The sequence below is a fragment of the Vibrio aerogenes genome, assembly GCF_024346755.1.
In the GTDB taxonomy this organism is placed as follows: domain Bacteria; phylum Pseudomonadota; class Gammaproteobacteria; order Enterobacterales; family Vibrionaceae; genus Vibrio; species Vibrio aerogenes.
Genome location: NZ_AP024861.1, coordinates 3,916,770 through 3,934,686, shown reverse-complemented (window position 1 = coordinate 3,934,686; position 17,917 = coordinate 3,916,770). Strand labels below are relative to the sequence as shown.

The 17,917-nt window shown below is 42.6% G+C and carries 17 protein-coding genes, 1 tRNA gene and 1 rRNA gene; all 19 read left to right on the top strand.

Features of this window, described 5'->3' with window-relative positions; all coding sequences use genetic code 11:
- Positions 1-1,896, top strand: a complete 1,896-nt coding sequence (gene mnmG / locus OCV29_RS17650; protein ID WP_073604383.1) for a tRNA uridine-5-carboxymethylaminomethyl(34) synthesis enzyme MnmG — start codon at positions 1-3, stop codon at positions 1,894-1,896.
- Positions 1,897-2,529: a 16S rRNA (guanine(527)-N(7))-methyltransferase RsmG gene (gene rsmG / locus OCV29_RS17645; RefSeq protein WP_073604382.1), complete on the top strand. Its 633-nt coding sequence runs from the start codon at positions 1,897-1,899 to the stop codon at positions 2,527-2,529.
- A 15-nt stretch (positions 2,530-2,544) separates the two neighbouring features.
- Positions 2,545-3,318 (top strand): ParA family protein, encoded by a 774-nt coding sequence (locus OCV29_RS17640; RefSeq protein ID WP_073581981.1) that lies wholly within the window; start codon positions 2,545-2,547, stop codon positions 3,316-3,318.
- Positions 3,319-3,343: 25 nt separating this feature from the next.
- On the top strand, positions 3,344-4,255 hold the full coding sequence (locus OCV29_RS17635; protein WP_261887345.1) for a ParB/RepB/Spo0J family partition protein: 912 nt from the start codon (positions 3,344-3,346) through the stop codon (positions 4,253-4,255).
- 128 nt (positions 4,256-4,383) lie between these two features.
- The gene (locus OCV29_RS17630) at positions 4,384-4,749 is read left to right on the top strand and encodes a hypothetical protein (RefSeq protein ID WP_073604380.1); all 366 of its coding nucleotides are present in this window, start codon (positions 4,384-4,386) and stop codon (positions 4,747-4,749) included.
- Between the two features lie 12 nt (positions 4,750-4,761).
- Positions 4,762-5,544, top strand: coding sequence for a F0F1 ATP synthase subunit A (gene atpB, locus OCV29_RS17625; protein ID WP_073604379.1), 783 nt, complete (start codon positions 4,762-4,764; stop codon positions 5,542-5,544).
- A gap of 48 nt (positions 5,545-5,592) precedes the next feature.
- The gene (gene atpE, locus OCV29_RS17620; RefSeq protein WP_021021406.1) at positions 5,593-5,835 is read left to right on the top strand and encodes a F0F1 ATP synthase subunit C; all 243 of its coding nucleotides are present in this window, start codon (positions 5,593-5,595) and stop codon (positions 5,833-5,835) included.
- 60 nt (positions 5,836-5,895) lie between these two features.
- The gene (atpF, locus tag OCV29_RS17615) at positions 5,896-6,366 is read left to right on the top strand and encodes a F0F1 ATP synthase subunit B (RefSeq protein ID WP_073604378.1); all 471 of its coding nucleotides are present in this window, start codon (positions 5,896-5,898) and stop codon (positions 6,364-6,366) included.
- A 14-nt stretch (positions 6,367-6,380) separates the two neighbouring features.
- Positions 6,381-6,914 carry a F0F1 ATP synthase subunit delta gene (gene atpH, locus OCV29_RS17610; protein WP_073604377.1) on the top strand — a complete coding sequence of 178 codons (534 nt, stop codon included), beginning with the start codon at positions 6,381-6,383 and terminating at the stop codon, positions 6,912-6,914.
- 13 nt (positions 6,915-6,927) lie between these two features.
- Positions 6,928-8,469, top strand: coding sequence for a F0F1 ATP synthase subunit alpha (gene atpA / locus OCV29_RS17605; protein ID WP_073604376.1), 1,542 nt, complete (start codon positions 6,928-6,930; stop codon positions 8,467-8,469).
- 46 nt (positions 8,470-8,515) lie between these two features.
- A complete protein-coding gene (gene atpG, locus OCV29_RS17600) occupies positions 8,516-9,385 on the top strand; it encodes a F0F1 ATP synthase subunit gamma (RefSeq protein WP_073604375.1) in 870 nt (289 codons plus the stop codon).
- Between the two features lie 35 nt (positions 9,386-9,420).
- Positions 9,421-10,824, top strand: a complete 1,404-nt coding sequence (gene atpD, locus OCV29_RS17595; RefSeq protein ID WP_073604374.1) for a F0F1 ATP synthase subunit beta — start codon at positions 9,421-9,423, stop codon at positions 10,822-10,824.
- An 18-nt stretch (positions 10,825-10,842) separates the two neighbouring features.
- Complete coding sequence (locus OCV29_RS17590) at positions 10,843-11,265, top strand: F0F1 ATP synthase subunit epsilon (protein WP_073604373.1); 423 nt, start codon at positions 10,843-10,845, stop codon at positions 11,263-11,265.
- A gap of 158 nt (positions 11,266-11,423) precedes the next feature.
- Positions 11,424-12,782, top strand: a complete 1,359-nt coding sequence (gene glmU / locus OCV29_RS17585; protein ID WP_073604372.1) for a bifunctional UDP-N-acetylglucosamine diphosphorylase/glucosamine-1-phosphate N-acetyltransferase GlmU — start codon at positions 11,424-11,426, stop codon at positions 12,780-12,782.
- 138 nt (positions 12,783-12,920) lie between these two features.
- Entirely contained in the window at positions 12,921-13,553 is a 633-nt protein-coding gene (locus tag OCV29_RS17580; RefSeq protein WP_261887396.1) for a YigZ family protein, read from the top strand.
- 23 nt (positions 13,554-13,576) lie between these two features.
- On the top strand, positions 13,577-15,034 hold the full coding sequence (locus tag OCV29_RS17575) for a TrkH family potassium uptake protein (protein WP_073604371.1): 1,458 nt from the start codon (positions 13,577-13,579) through the stop codon (positions 15,032-15,034).
- 7 nt (positions 15,035-15,041) lie between these two features.
- Positions 15,042-15,572, top strand: a complete 531-nt coding sequence (gene hemG / locus OCV29_RS17570) for a menaquinone-dependent protoporphyrinogen IX dehydrogenase (protein ID WP_073604449.1) — start codon at positions 15,042-15,044, stop codon at positions 15,570-15,572.
- A gap of 436 nt (positions 15,573-16,008) precedes the next feature.
- Positions 16,009-17,550, top strand: a 16S ribosomal RNA gene (locus OCV29_RS17565).
- A gap of 65 nt (positions 17,551-17,615) precedes the next feature.
- Positions 17,616-17,691, top strand: a tRNA-Ala gene (locus tag OCV29_RS17560).
- Positions 17,692-17,917: the final 226 nt, after the last annotated feature.

Genomic DNA, 17,917 nt, shown 5'->3' with positions numbered 1-17,917 from the left:
ATGCTTTATCACGAAAATTTTGACGTCATAGTTGTTGGTGGCGGTCACGCAGGAACGGAAGCCGCTTTAGCCTCTGCCAGAACAGGACAAAAAACATTATTACTGACACATAATATTGATACCCTGGGCCAGATGTCCTGTAATCCGGCAATTGGTGGTATTGGTAAAGGCCATCTGGTGAAAGAGGTTGATGCATTGGGCGGATTAATGGCTCAGGCTATTGATCATGCGGGTATTCAGTTCAGAACATTAAATGCTTCAAAAGGTCCTGCTGTTCGGGCAACAAGAGCTCAGGCAGATCGCGCGTTATATAAGTCTTACGTCCGGAGTTATCTGGAAAATACACCGAATCTGACTCTATTTCAGCAGTCTGTTGATGATTTGCTTGTTGAGCAGGATAAAGTAACGGGTGTGATCACTCAGATGGGACTAAAGTTTCAGGCTAAATCGGTGGTATTAACCGTCGGAACTTTTCTGGGGGGAAAGATCCATATAGGCATGGAAAATTATGCCGGGGGGCGAGCCGGAGATCCTTCTTCAATTGCTTTGGCAAAACGTCTTCGGGAGCTTCCGCTCAGAGTTGATCGGTTAAAAACGGGAACTCCTCCCCGAATTGATGCGACGACGGTGAATTTCTCTGAACTTGCTATTCAGCATGGTGATGATCCAACACCTGTGTTCTCCTTTTTAGGTCACAGAGAGCAGCATCCTCGTCAAATTCCCTGTTATATCACTTATACCAACAGTAAAACCCACGAGGTTATTCGTAATAATTTAGACCGAAGTCCTATGTATGCCGGTGTTATTGAAGGGATAGGACCGCGTTATTGCCCGTCGATTGAAGATAAGGTCATGCGTTTTGCTGATAAAGACCGCCACCAGATATTTATAGAGCCTGAAGGGCTGACGACGACAGAATTATATCCGAATGGTATTTCAACCAGTTTGCCATTTGATGTGCAGGTTGAGATTGTTCGGTCAATGGATGGATTTAAAAATGCGCACATTGTTCGCCCGGGTTACGCAATAGAATATGATTTCTTTGATCCAAGAGATCTGAAACAAACTTATGAAAATAAATGTATTCAGGGATTGTTTTTTGCCGGACAAATCAACGGCACTACGGGATATGAAGAGGCTGCGGCCCAAGGATTGATTGCCGGTTTGAATGCCAGCCTTTATGCTCAGGACAAAGAAGGCTGGAGCCCGAGACGTGATCAGGCCTATATGGGGGTATTGATTGATGATCTCTCTACCTTGGGAACAAAAGAGCCCTACCGGATGTTTACTTCACGGGCTGAATACCGGTTATTGCTTCGTGAAGATAATGCTGACTTACGTTTGACCGAAAAAGGTTACCAGTTAGGGCTTGTGGATGAAGTTCGCTGGAAGCGGTTCAATCAAAAGATCGAAAATATGGAAACAGAACGTCAGCGCCTGAAAGATATATGGGTCAACCCACAGTCTGAAGGCATTGAAAAATTGAATGATGTGCTGAAAACGCCGGTTTCCCGTGAAGCGAGCGGAGAAGATCTTTTGAGACGGCCTGAAATGACTTATCACAAACTCACATCTTTGTCCTGGTATGCTCCGGCATCAGAAGATCAACAGGCATCAGAGCAGGTTGAAATCCAAGTCAAATATGAGGGGTACATCCAAAGACAGCAAGATGAAATTCAAAAATCATTGCGTCATGAACATACAAAACTACCATTGGACCTGGATTATAAAAATATTAAAGGTTTGTCGAATGAAGTGATTCTTAAGCTGAACACGGCTAAACCGGAAACGATTGGTATTGCTTCCAGGATCTCAGGGATAACTCCTGCGGCTATTTCTATTTTATTGGTTTATCTCAAGAAAAATGGTCTGCTGAAAAAGGGAGAAGCCGCATAAATGACGACTTTGAGAGCTCGTTTAGATCAACTTATTGCACAAACTGATTTAGAAGTCACTGAACATCAGAGAGAACAATTAACTGGTTATGTTGCTTTATTAAACAAATGGAACAAAGCTTATAATCTGACTTCTGTGCGCCAACCAGAAGAAATGCTGGTTAAACATATTTTAGATAGCATTGTTGTAAGTCCCCATTTAAATGGGGAAAGATTTATTGATGTAGGCACCGGTCCGGGGTTACCAGGAATTCCCCTGGCGATTATGAATCCGGAGAAAAGCTTTACCCTGCTTGATAGTCTTGGAAAACGTATTCGATTCATTAAGCAGGTTATTTATGAACTGAAAATCAGCAATGTAGAGCCTGTACAAAGCAGAGTTGAATTGTTTCATCCACAAAACAAGTTTGATGGTGTTCTTAGCCGTGCATTTGCTTCTGTTTTAGATATGATAGATTGGTGTCAGCATCTTCCAAAGCAGCAGAGTGGTGTTTTTCTGGCTTTAAAAGGACAAGTACCGCACGATGAGATAAATCAGCTTCCTGAAGAATATTCTGTGATGGATGTCAAATCTTTAGTTGTTCCTGAGTTAGAAGGTGAGCGTCATCTTGTAATCTTATCGCGCAAGAAATAAACAGCGAGGCAGATCGTGAGTAAAATTGTAGCAATTGCCAATCAGAAAGGCGGGGTTGGGAAAACAACGACTTGTGTTAATTTGGCTGCATCAATGGCCGCAACAAAGCGCAAGGTTTTAGTCATTGATCTGGATCCACAGGGAAATGCCACAATGGCGAGCGGTGTTGATAAATATCAGGTTGATTACACGGCTTATGATCTCTTAGTTGAAGAAGTGCCTTTTGAAGATGTTGTTTGTCAAAAAACGACCGGTCATTATGATTTGATTGCAGCGAATGCGGACGTTACTGCTGCTGAAATCAAACTCATGGAAGTTTTTGCCCGGGAAGTTCGTTTAAAAAATGTGTTATCTTCGGTTCGTGATAACTATGATTTCATCTTTATCGATTGTCCTCCCTCTTTAAACCTTCTTACAATCAACGCGATGGCTGCAGCGGATTCTGTACTGGTCCCGATGCAATGTGAATATTTTGCCCTTGAAGGATTAACTGCATTAATGGATACCATTAGTAAGTTAGCTGCTGTCGTTAATAACAATCTGAAGATAGAAGGTTTGCTAAGAACGATGTTTGATCCTCGTAATCGTTTATCCAATGAGGTTTCTGATCAGCTGAAGAAACATTTCGGTGACAAAGTGTACCGGACCGTTATCCCCCGAAATGTTCGTCTTGCTGAAGCGCCAAGTCATGGTAAACCCGCTATGTATTATGATAAGTATTCTGTGGGCGCGAAAGCATATCTGGCCCTCGCTGGTGAGATGTTACGTCGTGATGAAGTTTTTGCTTAAGTATTAATACACAGGATTTGTTTTTATGTCTAAACGTGGTTTAGGAAAAGGGCTGGATGCACTATTGTCAACCAGTTCTCTGGCCAGAGAGAAGCAGCAGGTTGCAACTCATAGTCAGTCTCTTTCTTCAGATGGAGAGCTGACCGATATATCGATAACTCATTTAAAGCCCGGAACCTATCAACCTCGTAAAGATGTTTCTCCTGAGGCTTTAGAAGAGCTTTCAGCATCGATTCAGTCTCAGGGAATCATACAACCCATTATTGTTCGTCCTGTCGGACAAGGAATGTATGAAATTATTGCAGGTGAAAGACGTTGGAGAGCAGCAAGGCTTGCCGGGCTAAAGCTTGTACCATGTCTGGTCAAGAAAGTAGAAGATCGCGCTGCTATTGCTATGGCTCTGATTGAGAATATTCAGCGTGAAGACCTGAATGCTATTGAAGAAGCTCAGGCTCTTGAGCGATTACAGGACGAGTTTGAATTAACTCATCAGCAGGTCGCGGATGTTATCGGTAAATCCCGGGCGACGGTTAGTAATTTATTGCGTTTAAATCAACTTGATGATGCGGTGAAGTTACTTGTTGAAGAGCGTAAACTAGATATGGGACATGCCAGAGCATTGCTTGTTTTGGATGGTGAAAAACAAGCTTTAGTTGCTCATGAAGTTGCGAAAAAACATTTAACTGTTCGTCAAACTGAACAGTTGGTGAAAAAAGCTCTGGAACCAGAAACAGATAAAATTCAGAAACCTGTTGTAACGAATCATGCATTGAATTTGTCTGAAAGATTGGGTGAAATGTTACAAGCAAAAGTTTCTGTTGCTCTTTCTGATAAAGGGAAAGGAACGATTACGATTCGTGTTGATGAAAATCAGAAATTAGAAGAGATTTTGCAGTCGTTAACACATCAGGTAGATTCACAGGAAGCCATCAAATAAGAGCTGTGGCAAATTTTTGCTCTATCATATTGCTTTTTGTGACATATTTTAAGGAATTGTAGGTTCGGCTTTATTGTAAAAGATAAGGTCGAATGTATAATCGGCCTATAGTTAACGGGTGGTAAATTATGTTAAACAAATGGTATATGTTGTCATTTTTTTGGCAGATAACCTTTTTTAGCATATCTGCCGCTATCGTAAACTATGCGCTGGGTGAGAAAAGTGGTATGTCTACTTTTCTCGGGGGACTCGCGTACTGTGTACCTACATTATTAGCCAATATATATATGCATTCAGGTCGTGATACTGGGAATGAATTTTCAGTCGTTGGCCGTGCCTTTATCAGCAATGTTTATAAGTTAATGATGACCGCTGGCGTACTATTGTTTATTTTTAAGAAAGTTGACATTAGTGCTGGTGTATTCGTTGCGTTTTATTGTCTTGGTAGTGTTGTTCAGTTCGTGACGTCGTTTTTTTCAATCAACCGTGAATAGATAGGATATTCAATGTCTGGTTCAGGTGAAGCCACTCAAACCACTCAAGAATATATCGCTCACCACCTGACTTTTTTGAGTTCAGGGGACGGCTTTTGGAGTATCAATATTGACTCCATGGTGATATCAGTGCTTTTAGGTGCTGGTATGCTTTGGCTGTTTTCCCGTGTAGCCAAAAATGCTTCAAGTGATGTTCCCGGAAAATTGCAATGTTTCGTCGAAATGATCGTCGAATTTGTTGATGGTACGGTGAAAGATGTATTCAGCGGAAAAAGTGCGTTAATTGCTCCATTGGCGATAACCATTTTCGGATGGGTGTTCCTGATGAACTTAATGGACTTGATCCCGGTAGACTTCCTTCCTCATGCAGCTGGCTTGATAGGAATTCATTATCTTCGTGTTGTTCCTTCCGCGGATGTGAATATAACGCTTTCGATGGCGTTAGGTGTCTTTGTATTAATTCTGTATTACAGCTTTAAAATTAAGGGACCAATAGGATTTGCGAAAGAGCTAACACTACAACCATTTAACCATTGGGCATTTATTCCGATAAATTTAATTCTGGAAGGTGTGACATTGGTTTCGAAGCCGGTATCACTGGGTCTTCGTTTGTTCGGAAATATGTATGCTGGTGAGTTGATCTTTATTTTGATTGCCGGGTTATTACCTTGGTGGTCTCAATGGATGTTGTCCGTTCCATGGGCGATCTTCCATATACTGATCATTACGTTACAAGCATTTATCTTCATGGTATTGACGATAGTTTATTTATCTCAAGCATCAGAAGAACACTAATTCAAACTTATTTATCATAAAACTCAATAGTATAACTTGGAGTCAATAATGGAAAACTTGAACATGGATCTGCTGTATCTTGCAGCGGCGATCATGATGGGCCTAGCAGCAATTGGTGCGGCAATCGGTATCGGTATGCTTGGTGGTAAGTACCTTGAAGGTGCTGCTCGTCAGCCTGATCTTATCCCACTTATCCGTACTCAGTTCTTTATCGTAATGGGTCTTGTCGACGCAATTCCTATGATCTCTGTTGGTCTTGGTTTGTACGTCATGTTTGCGGTTGCTGGTTAATATAATTGCACTTTAATTATTTAGTGTTTTTCCTATTTGCAAACATATGAGGAGTCTGCGGTGAATATAAACGCAACTCTGTTCGGTCAAGCGATAGCTTTTGCTATTTTTGTATTGTTCTGCATGAAATATGTATGGACACCATTGATAGCAGCTATAGAAGAGCGTCAGAAAAAAATTGCTGACGGTTTGTCTGCAGCCGAACGTGCTGAAAAAGATCTTGATCTAGCGAAAGCGAATGCTTCTGAACGTATGAAAGAAGCGAAACGTACAGCTGCTGAAGTTATTGAGCAAGCGAACAAGCGTAAATTACAAATTATTGATGAAGCTCGTGTTGAAGCTGAAGGTGAGCGTGAAAAGATTATCGCTCAGGCCGCAGCCGAGATTGAGTCATTACGTAACCGGGCTCGCGATGACTTACGTAAACAGGTAGCTGCATTGGCTGTAGCTGGTGCAGAGAAAATTCTTGAGCGTTCAATTGATAAAGAAGCGCATAAAGATATTCTCGATAATATTACTGCAAAATTATAGCTGGGGGGGCGCATATGTCTGATTTGGCAACAATCGCACGCCCCTATGCTAAAGCAGCTTTTGACTTTGCGGTGGAAAAAGGGCAACTCGACCAATGGGGTGAGATGCTTATTTTCGCTGCTGAAGTAACCAGAAATGAGCATATGAAAGAGTTATTGAATAGCTCTATGGCTGCCGAAAAAATGGCAGAATTATTTATTGCCGTTTGTGGTGATCAGTTTGATGAATTTGGCCAGAACCTGATTAAAGTGATGGCTGAAAATGGGCGATTAAAAGCTCTTTCTGATGTCTGTGATTTGTTTTTTGAGCTTAAAGTTGAGCATGAAAAGCAAGTGGAAGTAGAAGTTGTATCTGCAACTGAGCTTTCCGAACAACAAAAAACAGAAATCAGCAACAAACTTGAGCAGCGACTCGAGCGCAAAGTTCAGCTGAATTGCAGTATAGATGAGGCCCTACTCGGTGGGGTTATAATTCGAGCCGGAGACTTAGTCATCGATAGTTCAGTGTCTGGACGATTGTCCCGACTGAGCGATGTCTTACAGTCTTAATGGGGATTGGAGCATGCAACTTAATTCCACGGAAATTAGCGATCTAATTAAACAGCGTATAGAAACTTTTAACGTTGTTAGTGAAGCTCGCAATGAAGGTACTATCGTATCGGTAAGCGATGGTATTATCCGCATTCACGGCCTGACGGACGTGATGCAAGGTGAAATGATTGAATTACCGGGTGGCCGTTATGCATTAGCACTTAACCTTGAGAGAGACTCTGTAGGTGCTGTTGTTATGGGGCCATATGCCGACCTGAAGGAAGGCACTAAAGTTACAGGTACCGGGCGTATTCTTGAAGTACCTGTAGGACCTGAGCTTCTGGGGCGCGTAGTGAATACACTGGGTGAGCCTATCGATGGTAAAGGTCCTATTGAGGCAAAATTGTCTTCTCCTGTAGAAGTGATAGCGCCTGGTGTCATTGATCGTAAATCTGTAGATCAACCAGTTCAGACTGGTTATAAGTCTGTCGACTCAATGATTCCTATTGGTCGTGGTCAGCGTGAATTGATTATCGGTGACCGTCAGACTGGTAAAACAGCGATGGCTATTGATGCCATTATTAACCAGAAAGATTCAGGTATTTTTTCTATTTACGTTGCTATTGGCCAAAAGGCATCAACAATTGCAAACGTTGTGCGTAAACTTGAAGAGCATGGTGCTTTAGCAAACACTATTGTTGTTGTTGCGTCTGCATCTGAATCCGCTGCCCTGCAATATCTGGCACCTTATGCCGGATGTACAATGGGTGAATATTTCAGAGATCGTGGCGAAGATGCGTTGATTGTTTATGATGATTTATCTAAACAAGCGGTTGCTTATCGTCAAATTTCTTTGTTGCTGAAACGCCCACCTGGCCGTGAAGCTTTCCCGGGTGATGTATTCTACTTACATTCACGTTTGCTTGAGCGTGCTGCTCGGGTAAGTGAAGAGTATGTTGAACATTTTACTGATGGTAAAGTGAAAGGGAAAACCGGTTCTCTGACTGCTCTTCCTATTATCGAAACTCAGGCTGGTGATGTTTCTGCTTTTGTACCAACAAACGTAATCTCTATTACGGATGGTCAAATCTTCCTACAAACTGAACTATTTAATGCAGGTGTACGTCCTGCTGTTGACCCGGGTATTTCTGTATCCCGTGTTGGTGGTTCAGCTCAAACGAAGATTATGAAGAAATTATCTGGTGGTATTCGTACTGCACTGGCACAGTATCGTGAATTGGCTGCGTTCGCTCAGTTCTCTTCTGATCTGGATGAAGCAACTAAGAAACAGCTTGATCATGGACAGAAAGTCACTGAATTGATGAAACAGAAGCAATATGCACCTATGTCTGTTTTCGATCAGTCATTAGTTATATTTGCTGCTGAACGTGGTTATCTTGAAGATATTGAGTTAAGCAAATTGCTTGATTTCGAAGCTGCCTTACTATCGTTTGCTCACAATCAATATGCTGATTTTGTAGCTGAGATTAACAAGACTGGTGCTTATAACGATGATATCGAAGCGAAGCTGAAAAAGCTGGTCGATGAGTTTAAAGCAAACCAAACTTGGTAAACAGGTCGGTGGTGATGTGAATACCACCAACTAATGGAGAGTAACGATGGCCGGCGCGAAAGAAATACGTAATAAAATCGGAAGTGTAAAGAGCACTCAGAAGATTACGAAAGCAATGGAGATGGTAGCTGCTTCTAAAATGCGTCGCAGTCAGGATGCAATGGAAGCCTCCCGTCCCTATGCAGAAACGATACGTAAAGTGATCGGTCATGTCGCAAACGCGAATCTGGAGTATCGTCATCCCTATCTGGATGAGCGTGATGCGAAACGTATTGGTTATATCATTATTTCTACTGATCGGGGTCTTTGTGGTGGCTTGAACATTAATTTGTTCAAGAGAGCAATGCAGGACATGAAAAACTGGTCAGAAAAAGGTGTTGAAGTTGATGTCGCCGTGATTGGCTCAAAAGCAACAGCATTCTTTAATGGTAGTGGCGCTAAAGTATCCGCTCAGGTTTCTGGTTTAGGGGATACCCCTTCTCTGGAAGATCTGATTGGTTCTGTCAGTGTCATGCTGAAGAAATATGATGAAGGTGAGTTGGATCGCCTCTATGTCGTGTTTAACCGTTTTGTGAACACCATGGTGCAGGAACCAACGATCGATCAATTGTTACCTTTGCCGAAGCTGGAAAGTGAAGAAATGTCTAAGCGTCAGCACTCATGGGACTATCTCTATGAACCAGAACCCAAACCTTTACTTGATACGTTGCTAAAACGTTATGTTGAGTCTCAGGTTTATCAGGGAGTTGTAGAGAATCTTGCTTGTGAGCAGGCTGCGCGGATGGTCGCTATGAAAGCAGCAACAGACAATGCCGGGAATCTGATTGATGATCTTGAGCTTGTGTATAACAAAGCCCGTCAGGCTGCAATTACACAAGAGCTGTCAGAAATTGTTTCAGGTGCAGCAGCTGTTTAAGCATTGGTAAAACGAAATAGTTTAGAGGATTAACGATGACTACAGGTAAGATCGTACAGATCATTGGTGCAGTAGTCGACGTGGAGTTCCCACAGAGTGAAGTACCAAGTGTATATGATGCTCTGAATGTTGTTGATGCAAAAGAGCGTCTTGTACTTGAAGTACAACAACAGTTAGGCGGTGGCGTTGTTCGCTGTATCGTCATGGGTAGCTCGGATGGTTTACGTCGTGGAATGGTAGTTGATAATACTGGCGCTCCAATCTCGGTACCAGTTGGTACAAAAACGCTTGGTCGTATCATGAACGTTCTTGGTGACGCGATTGATGAACGTGGTGAAGTTGGTGCAGAAGAACTGTATGCCATTCACCGTGAAGCGCCAAGCTATGAAGAGCAGTCTAATGCGACTGAACTTTTAGAAACGGGTGTGAAGGTTATTGACCTGATTTGTCCGTTTGCTAAAGGTGGTAAAATTGGTTTGTTTGGTGGTGCAGGTGTTGGTAAGACCGTAAATATGATGGAGCTTATCAATAATATTGCGATTAAACATTCAGGTCTGTCTGTATTTGCTGGTGTTGGTGAACGTACCCGTGAAGGGAACGATTTTTACTACGAGATGCAGGAAGCTGGTGTTGTAAATATTGAAAAGCCTGAAGAATCCAAAGTAGCCATGGTTTATGGCCAGATGAATGAGCCACCGGGTAACCGTCTGCGTGTTGCTTTGACTGGTCTGACTATGGCCGAAAAATTCCGTGATGAAGGTCGTGATGTTCTGTTATTTATCGATAATATCTATCGGTATACCCTTGCAGGGACTGAAGTTTCTGCTTTGTTAGGACGGATGCCTTCTGCAGTAGGCTATCAGCCAACACTTGCTGAAGAAATGGGTGTTCTGCAAGAACGTATTACTTCAACTAAGCATGGTTCGATTACTTCTGTTCAGGCGGTATATGTACCTGCGGATGACTTGACGGATCCATCTCCGGCGACAACATTTGCTCACTTGGATGCAACGGTTGTACTAAGTCGTAATATCGCTGCTATGGGTCTTTATCCTGCGATTGATCCGCTGGATTCAACATCTCGTCAGCTTGATCCACTTGTCGTTGGCCAGGATCACTATGATGTTGCACGTGGTGTTCAGTCGACACTTCAACGCTATAAAGAATTGAAAGATATCATCGCCATTCTTGGTATGGATGAATTATCTGAAGATGATAAGTTGGTTGTAGCACGTGCCCGTAAGATCGAACGTTTTCTGACTCAGCCTTACCACGTAGCTGAAGTATTTACAGGTCAGCCTGGTTGTTATGTTACTCTTAAAGAGACTTTAAGAGGATTTAAAGGCCTGCTGTCGGGTGAATATGACGACATTCCTGAGCAAGCGTTTATGTACTGCGGTACGATTGACGAAGCGATTGAGAATGCGAAAAAGCTTTAGGGCTGACTAGGAGGCTATATGGCGTCAATTCCCTTTCATCTGGATGTTGTCAGTGCTGAGAATAAAATTTTTTCTGGTATGGTAGAAACATTTCAGGTGACAGGTAGTGAAGGTGAACTTGGTATTTACCATGGTCATGCTCCGCTACTGACCGCGATTAAGCCCGGTATGGTGCGTATTGTGAAGCAACACGGCCACGAAGAAATTATTTATGTTTCTGGTGGTATGGTGGAAGTTCAGCCGAGTACATCGACTGTGCTTGCTGATACTGCCATACGTGGTGAAGATCTGGACGCAGCAAAGGCAGAAGAAGCCAAGCGCAGAGCTGAGGAAAAAATCAAGAATCAGCACGGCGATATGGATTTTGCTCAAGCGGAAAGTGAGCTTGCGAAAGCGATTGCTCAGCTCCGGGTTATCGAGCTGGTAAAACAGCGTCGCTAAAATTGGCGATGTTAAGATTTGGAAGCGGCCTCTACAGGCCGCTTTTTTTTCAAATTTATATGCTTATTCATTATCAGGATTTCTTTAACACCTCTGCCATTACTGTATAGAATAAGTTTTATGGTGTTTTTAGATCATCTTATCTACAGGTAACTAGAATGAAATTTAGTGCAGTCATATTAGCAGCCGGGAAAGGCTCTCGCATGTACTCTCAAAAGCCGAAGGTTCTCCACACGATTGCTGGTAAACCAATGGTAAAGCATGTGATTGATACATGTCAGGGGCTTGGGGTAAATCAGGTTCATTTGGTTTATGGTCATGGTGGGGATTTAATGAAGCAGACTTTATCTGAAGAGTCTGTGAACTGGGTTTTGCAAGCGGAGCAGTTAGGTACCGGACATGCTGTTAAACAGGCTGCGGATTTTTTTGAAAATAATGAAAAAATTGTTGTTCTGTATGGTGATGTACCACTGATTTCTGAAGAGACTATCGAACGTTTATTAGATGCATATCCTGAATCTGGCGTTGCACTCTTGACGGTTGTTTTAGACAACCCTGCCGGATACGGGCGTATTGTTCGTGATAATGGTGTTGTGACTGCTATTGTAGAGCAAAAGGATGCTTCGGAGTTACAAAAAGAAATCCGGGAAATTAATACAGGGGTTTTAGCTGCATCCGGGAAAGATCTGAAACGTTGGCTATCTCTTTTAAATAATGATAATGCACAGGGCGAGTTTTATCTGACAGATATTATCGCAATGGCGCATCATGAGGGGAAAGAAATCGTTGCAGTTCATCCTCTGAATAGTATTGAAGTTGAAGGTGTGAATAACAGAGTTCAACTTGCAAAACTTGAAAGAATGTATCAAAAACATCAGGCTGATATCCTGCTTGAACAAGGTGTGATGCTACGTGACCCCAGTCGATTTGATCTCAGAGGTGAGCTACAGTGTGGAACCGATGTTGAGATAGATGTGAATGTCATTATCGAAGGAAGTGTTTCGGTTGGGAATCATGTCGTTATTGGCGCTGGCTGTATTCTGAAAGACTGTGAAATAGACGATAATTCTCTCATTCGCCCCTATAGTGTCATAGAGGGAGCGACTGTTGGTGAGTCATGTACTGTTGGGCCTTTTACGCGTTTAAGACCTGGCGCTGAAATGTTAGACGATGCTCATGTAGGAAATTTTGTTGAAATGAAAAAATCCCGTTTGGGGAATGGTTCCAAAGCCAATCATTTAACTTATCTGGGAGATTCTGTCATTGGGGATCGGGTAAATATTGGTGCTGGAACGATTACCTGTAATTATGACGGTGCAAATAAATTTCAGACAACAATCGGAAATGATGTATTTATCGGCTCAGATAGTCAGCTCATTGCACCAGTAGTGATTGCTGATGGTGCAACTATAGGTGCGGGTACAACTTTGACAAGGAATGTATCTGAAGGAGAGTTGGTCATCACCCGTGCGAAAGAGCGCAGAGTTAGCCATTGGGAAAGACCGGAAAAAAAATAATCTATATTTTGTGTCAGTGTTTTTATATGCTGGCACAACAACCTGGACTTTCTGTTATTTGAGTTGAATTGGTCAGAATGCTCATATCAGACTGCCTGCTATAAGCTCTTTCTACACATTAGATTATTTTTTGTTATGATGCATATTCAACCTTACTTAATTCCTTTGGATTCTGTTCTGTATGAAGAAGAAATCAAGAAAAGCAGATTTTTGACCTATCTTCATCATACACCAGGCATAGATTTGGCCAAACAGTTCATTGGTCAGATTAGAGAGTTACACCCAGGAGCAAGGCATTATTGCTGGGCGTTTATTGCCGGGATACCTGACAACTCAATGTTATGGGGGTTTAGTGATGATGGTGAACCATCCGGTACTGCCGGAAAGCCAATATTATCTCAACTTTCGGGTTCAGGTATTGGAGAGATTACAGCCGTAGTTGTCCGCTATTCCGGAGGGATTAAGCTAGGAACAGGTGGCTTGGTCAAAGCATATGGCGGTGGGGTTCAGCAGGCACTGAAAAAAATTCAGGTTATTGAAAAAAAAGTGACTACAGAAGTGAAGGTCACTTTGGATTATGAATTACTTTCTGTTATCAGATCAGTCATTGAAGGATTTCAGGCGAAGGAGCTGGATGCTCAGTATTTACATCGTATTATTTTACTTATTGAAATTGAAGTTCTCCATTTAGAAGATTTCAAACAAGCTATTACCAACAGATCGAGAGCCAGAGCAGTTATTGAGCAATTGAATCATCTACAGGAAATTTGAGGTTTACCTTAAATTATATAAGTATGCAATTTCGTTCAATTACCCGTATTGTCGGGATATTGTTAGCTTTTTTTAGTGTGTCTATGTTGGCTCCCGCTCTGGTCGCTCTCATATATCGTGATGGTGCTGGTGTGGCGTTTTTGACCACATTTTTCATTTTACTTATATGCGGCGTTGTCGTTTGGTTTCCTAACCGCCACTCTAAGCATGAATTAAAATCCCGTGATGGCTTTTTGATCGTTGTTCTTTTTTGGATTGTTATCGGCAGTGCTGGTGCTATTCCATTTTTCATTTCTGATGCCCCATCAATATCCCTGACAGACTCTTTTTTTGAATCGTTTTCCGCATTAACGACCACTGGAGCAACCGTTATAGTTGGATTGGATCATTTGCCCAAAGCTATTTTATTCTATCGCCAGTTCCTTCAATGGTTTGGTGGTATGGGAATTATTGTTCTTGCCGTCGCTATACTGCCAGTTTTAGGTATCGGAGGTATGCAGTTATACAGAGCTGAGATTCCCGGTCCTGTAAAAGATACAAAAGTTACTCCCAGGATTGCTGAAACAGCAAAGGCGTTATGGTACATATACCTGAGTATCACTATCTTATGTGCATTGTCATTTTGGCTGGCCGGGATGTCATTATTTGATGCGATATGCCACAGCTTTTCAACGATAGCTATAGGTGGATTTTCTACTCATGATGAAAGTATGGGCTACTTTAACAGTTATCTTATCGACATGATTACAGTGATATTTTTATTAATATCTTCGTGTAATTTTACACTACATTATGCTGCATTCTCCTATGAAGGTATTCACCCTAAGTATTATTGGAAAGACCGTGAATTCAGAGCATTTATTTTTATTCAGAGCCTTCTTTTTTCAGTTTGTTTTCTTATTTTGTATATACATCAATCTGATAAATCATCATTTGACACTTTTTTTCAGGCGTTGTTTCAGACAGTCTCTATCTCTACAACTGCAGGTTTTACTACAACAGGATTTTCAGACTGGCCACTATTCTTACCTGTTTTACTGCTATTTTCTTCCTTTATTGGTGGATGTGCGGGTTCCACAGGTGGTGGACTTAAAGTGATTCGGGTTTTGTTATTGACTTTGCAGGGAATTAGGGAAATGAAGCGTTTGGTTCATCCCCGGGCACTTTATCCTATAAAACTGGGAGGTACGCCATTATCTTCCCGTGTGATTGATGCCGTATGGGGTTTTTTTTCGACATATACGCTGGTTTTTGTTGTCTGCATGCTGGCTTTGATTGCAACCGGAATGGATGAACTTAGTGCCTTTTCTGCTGTTGTCGCAACGTTGAATAATTTAGGACCTGGATTGGGAGAGGTCGCTGTTCATTTTGCTGATATTAATGATGGTGCAAAATGGATTTTAATTGTCTCTATGCTTTTTGGGCGATTAGAGATTTTTACCCTGCTAATTTTATTTACACCAACATTCTGGAAAAACTGAGGTCATGATGAAAAGAGCTATATTTTTGTACTCGAGCCGGGAAGGCCAAACAAAGAAAATCCTTAGTTTTATTATGCAAAGATTTACTGGATATCAATGTGATTTGGTTGATTTACATGATCATCCACGGCCAGATTTGTCGCAGTACGATAAAATACTGATCGGTGCTTCGATTCGATATGGACATTTTCATTCCTCGCTGTATAGATTCATAGATGTTCACCAGAAAGCGCTTGTTCATTCAAAAGCTGCATTTCTATGTGTTAATTTAACGGCCCGCAAAGAAGAACTGTTAAAAGATACACCCGAGGGTAGTGTGTATGTTCAAAAATTTCTGAAGAAGTCCAAATGGTCACCTGAGATGATCGGTGTTTTTGCTGGGGCATTACGTTATCCACGCTATCGATTTATCGATAAAATGATGATTAAGTTGATCATGTCAATGACTGGTGGTGAGACAGATACTTCAAAAGAAGTTGAGTATACCAACTGGCAAAAGGTGTCTGATTTTGCAAACTCGTTTCTTGTTTGTAAATAAAATGTTTGTATTGGGTGTAAAATGACCTTTTGAATGTGTTTATTTAAGTATTTAAAAAAAAGTAGAAAAAAGTACTTGCCAGATATAATTACTCCCCTATAATGCGCCCCACTGACACGGGATGGCGGCAACAACAGCCTGAACGATGTGAGTCCGGTCAGGGCTTAAAAGGAAAATTTGAAAAAGTGTTTGACACTGAAAATTATCCCGCTAGAATGACCGCCTCTTCGAAGCAATACTGAGAAGAACAGCTCTTTAACAATATAAACCAATCAATCTGTGTGGGTACTCGTTAACAGATATCTTATAAAAAGATTTATCAGTGAATGAGTGACCAAATCGATATCTCTGATGAGGTATTGGCACAGTCAATTCGATATTACGATGTAATATCACAGTATTCATTGAGCAGAAGCTTTGGCTTCAGAAAAAACTTTAATTGAAGAGTTTGATCATGGCTCAGATTGAACGCTGGCGGCAGGCTTAACACATGCAAGTCGGGCGGAAACGAAAGAAAGCTTGCTTTCTTGGCGTCGAGCGGCGGACGGGTGAGTAATGCCTGGGAAATTGCCCTGATGTGGGGGATAACCATTGGAAACGATGGCTAATACCGCATAACGTCTACGGACCAAAGAGGGGGACCTTCGGGCCTCTCGCGTCGGGATATGCCCAGGTGGGATTAGCTTGTTGGTGAGGTAAGGGCTCACCAAGGCGACGATCCCTAGCTGGTCTGAGAGGATGATCAGCCACACTGGAACTGAGACACGGTCCAGACTCCTACGGGAGGCAGCAGTGGGGAATATTGCACAATGGGCGCAAGCCTGATGCAGCCATGCCGCGTGTATGAAGAAGGCCTTCGGGTTGTAAAGTACTTTCAGCAGTGAGGAAGGTGGTGTATTTAATACGTGCATCATTTGACGTTAGCTGCAGAAGAAGCACCGGCTAACTCCGTGCCAGCAGCCGCGGTAATACGGAGGGTGCGAGCGTTAATCGGAATTACTGGGCGTAAAGCGCATGCAGGTGGATGATTAAGTCAGATGTGAAAGCCCGGGGCTTAACCCCGGAACAGCATTTGAAACTGGTCATCTAGAGTACTGTAGAGGGGGGTAGAATTTCAGGTGTAGCGGTGAAATGCGTAGAGATCTGAAGGAATACCGGTGGCGAAGGCGGCCCCCTGGACAGATACTGACACTCAGATGCGAAAGCGTGGGGAGCAAACAGGATTAGATACCCTGGTAGTCCACGCCGTAAACGATGTCTACTTGGAGGTTGTGGCCTTGAGCCGTGGCTTTCGGAGCTAACGCGTTAAGTAGACCGCCTGGGGAGTACGGTCGCAAGATTAAAACTCAAATGAATTGACGGGGGCCCGCACAAGCGGTGGAGCATGTGGTTTAATTCGATGCAACGCGAAGAACCTTACCTACTCTTGACATCCAGAGAATTTTCCAGAGATGGATTAGTGCCTTCGGGAGCTCTGAGACAGGTGCTGCATGGCTGTCGTCAGCTCGTGTTGTGAAATGTTGGGTTAAGTCCCGCAACGAGCGCAACCCTTATCCTTGATTGCCAGCACTTCGGGTGGGAACTTCAGGGAGACTGCCGGTGATAAACCGGAGGAAGGTGGGGACGACGTCAAGTCATCATGGCCCTTACGAGTAGGGCTACACACGTGCTACAATGGCGGATACAGAGGGCAGCTAACTTGCGAAAGTGTGCGAATCCCAAAAAGTCCGTCGTAGTCCGGATTGGAGTCTGCAACTCGACTCCATGAAGTCGGAATCGCTAGTAATCGTAGATCAGAATGCTACGGTGAATACGTTCCCGGGCCTTGTACACACCGCCCGTCACACCATGGGAGTGGGCTGCAAAAGAAGCAGGTAGTTTAACCTTCGGGAGGACGCTTGCCACTTTGTGGTTCATGACTGGGGTGAAGTCGTAACAAGGTAGCGCTAGGGGAACCTGGCGCTGGATCACCTCCTTAACGATAAAGATACGTTGATGAGTGCTCACACAGATTGATTTGGTTTAAGTTTGTTAAAACACAGAGGGGCTATAGCTCAGCTGGGAGAGCGCTTGCATGGCATGCAAGAGGTCTGCGGTTCGATCCCGCATAGCTCCACCATTTTAAAGCATATTTGGTGAAGTGTGTTTTAAAATGGTTTGTATTAACAAATCAAGCTCTTTAACAATTTGGAAAGCTGACAAAGCAGTTCTTGTTTATTTGAAATAAGAATTGTTTGTAAAAGTTCTCAAAGTATTCATATATGAATACACCAAACACATTCAAGTGTTCTTGGCTTCTGCTTTAAGCAGAAGAAAAAATTTGAGTCCGGCAAAATCAAAGTCTG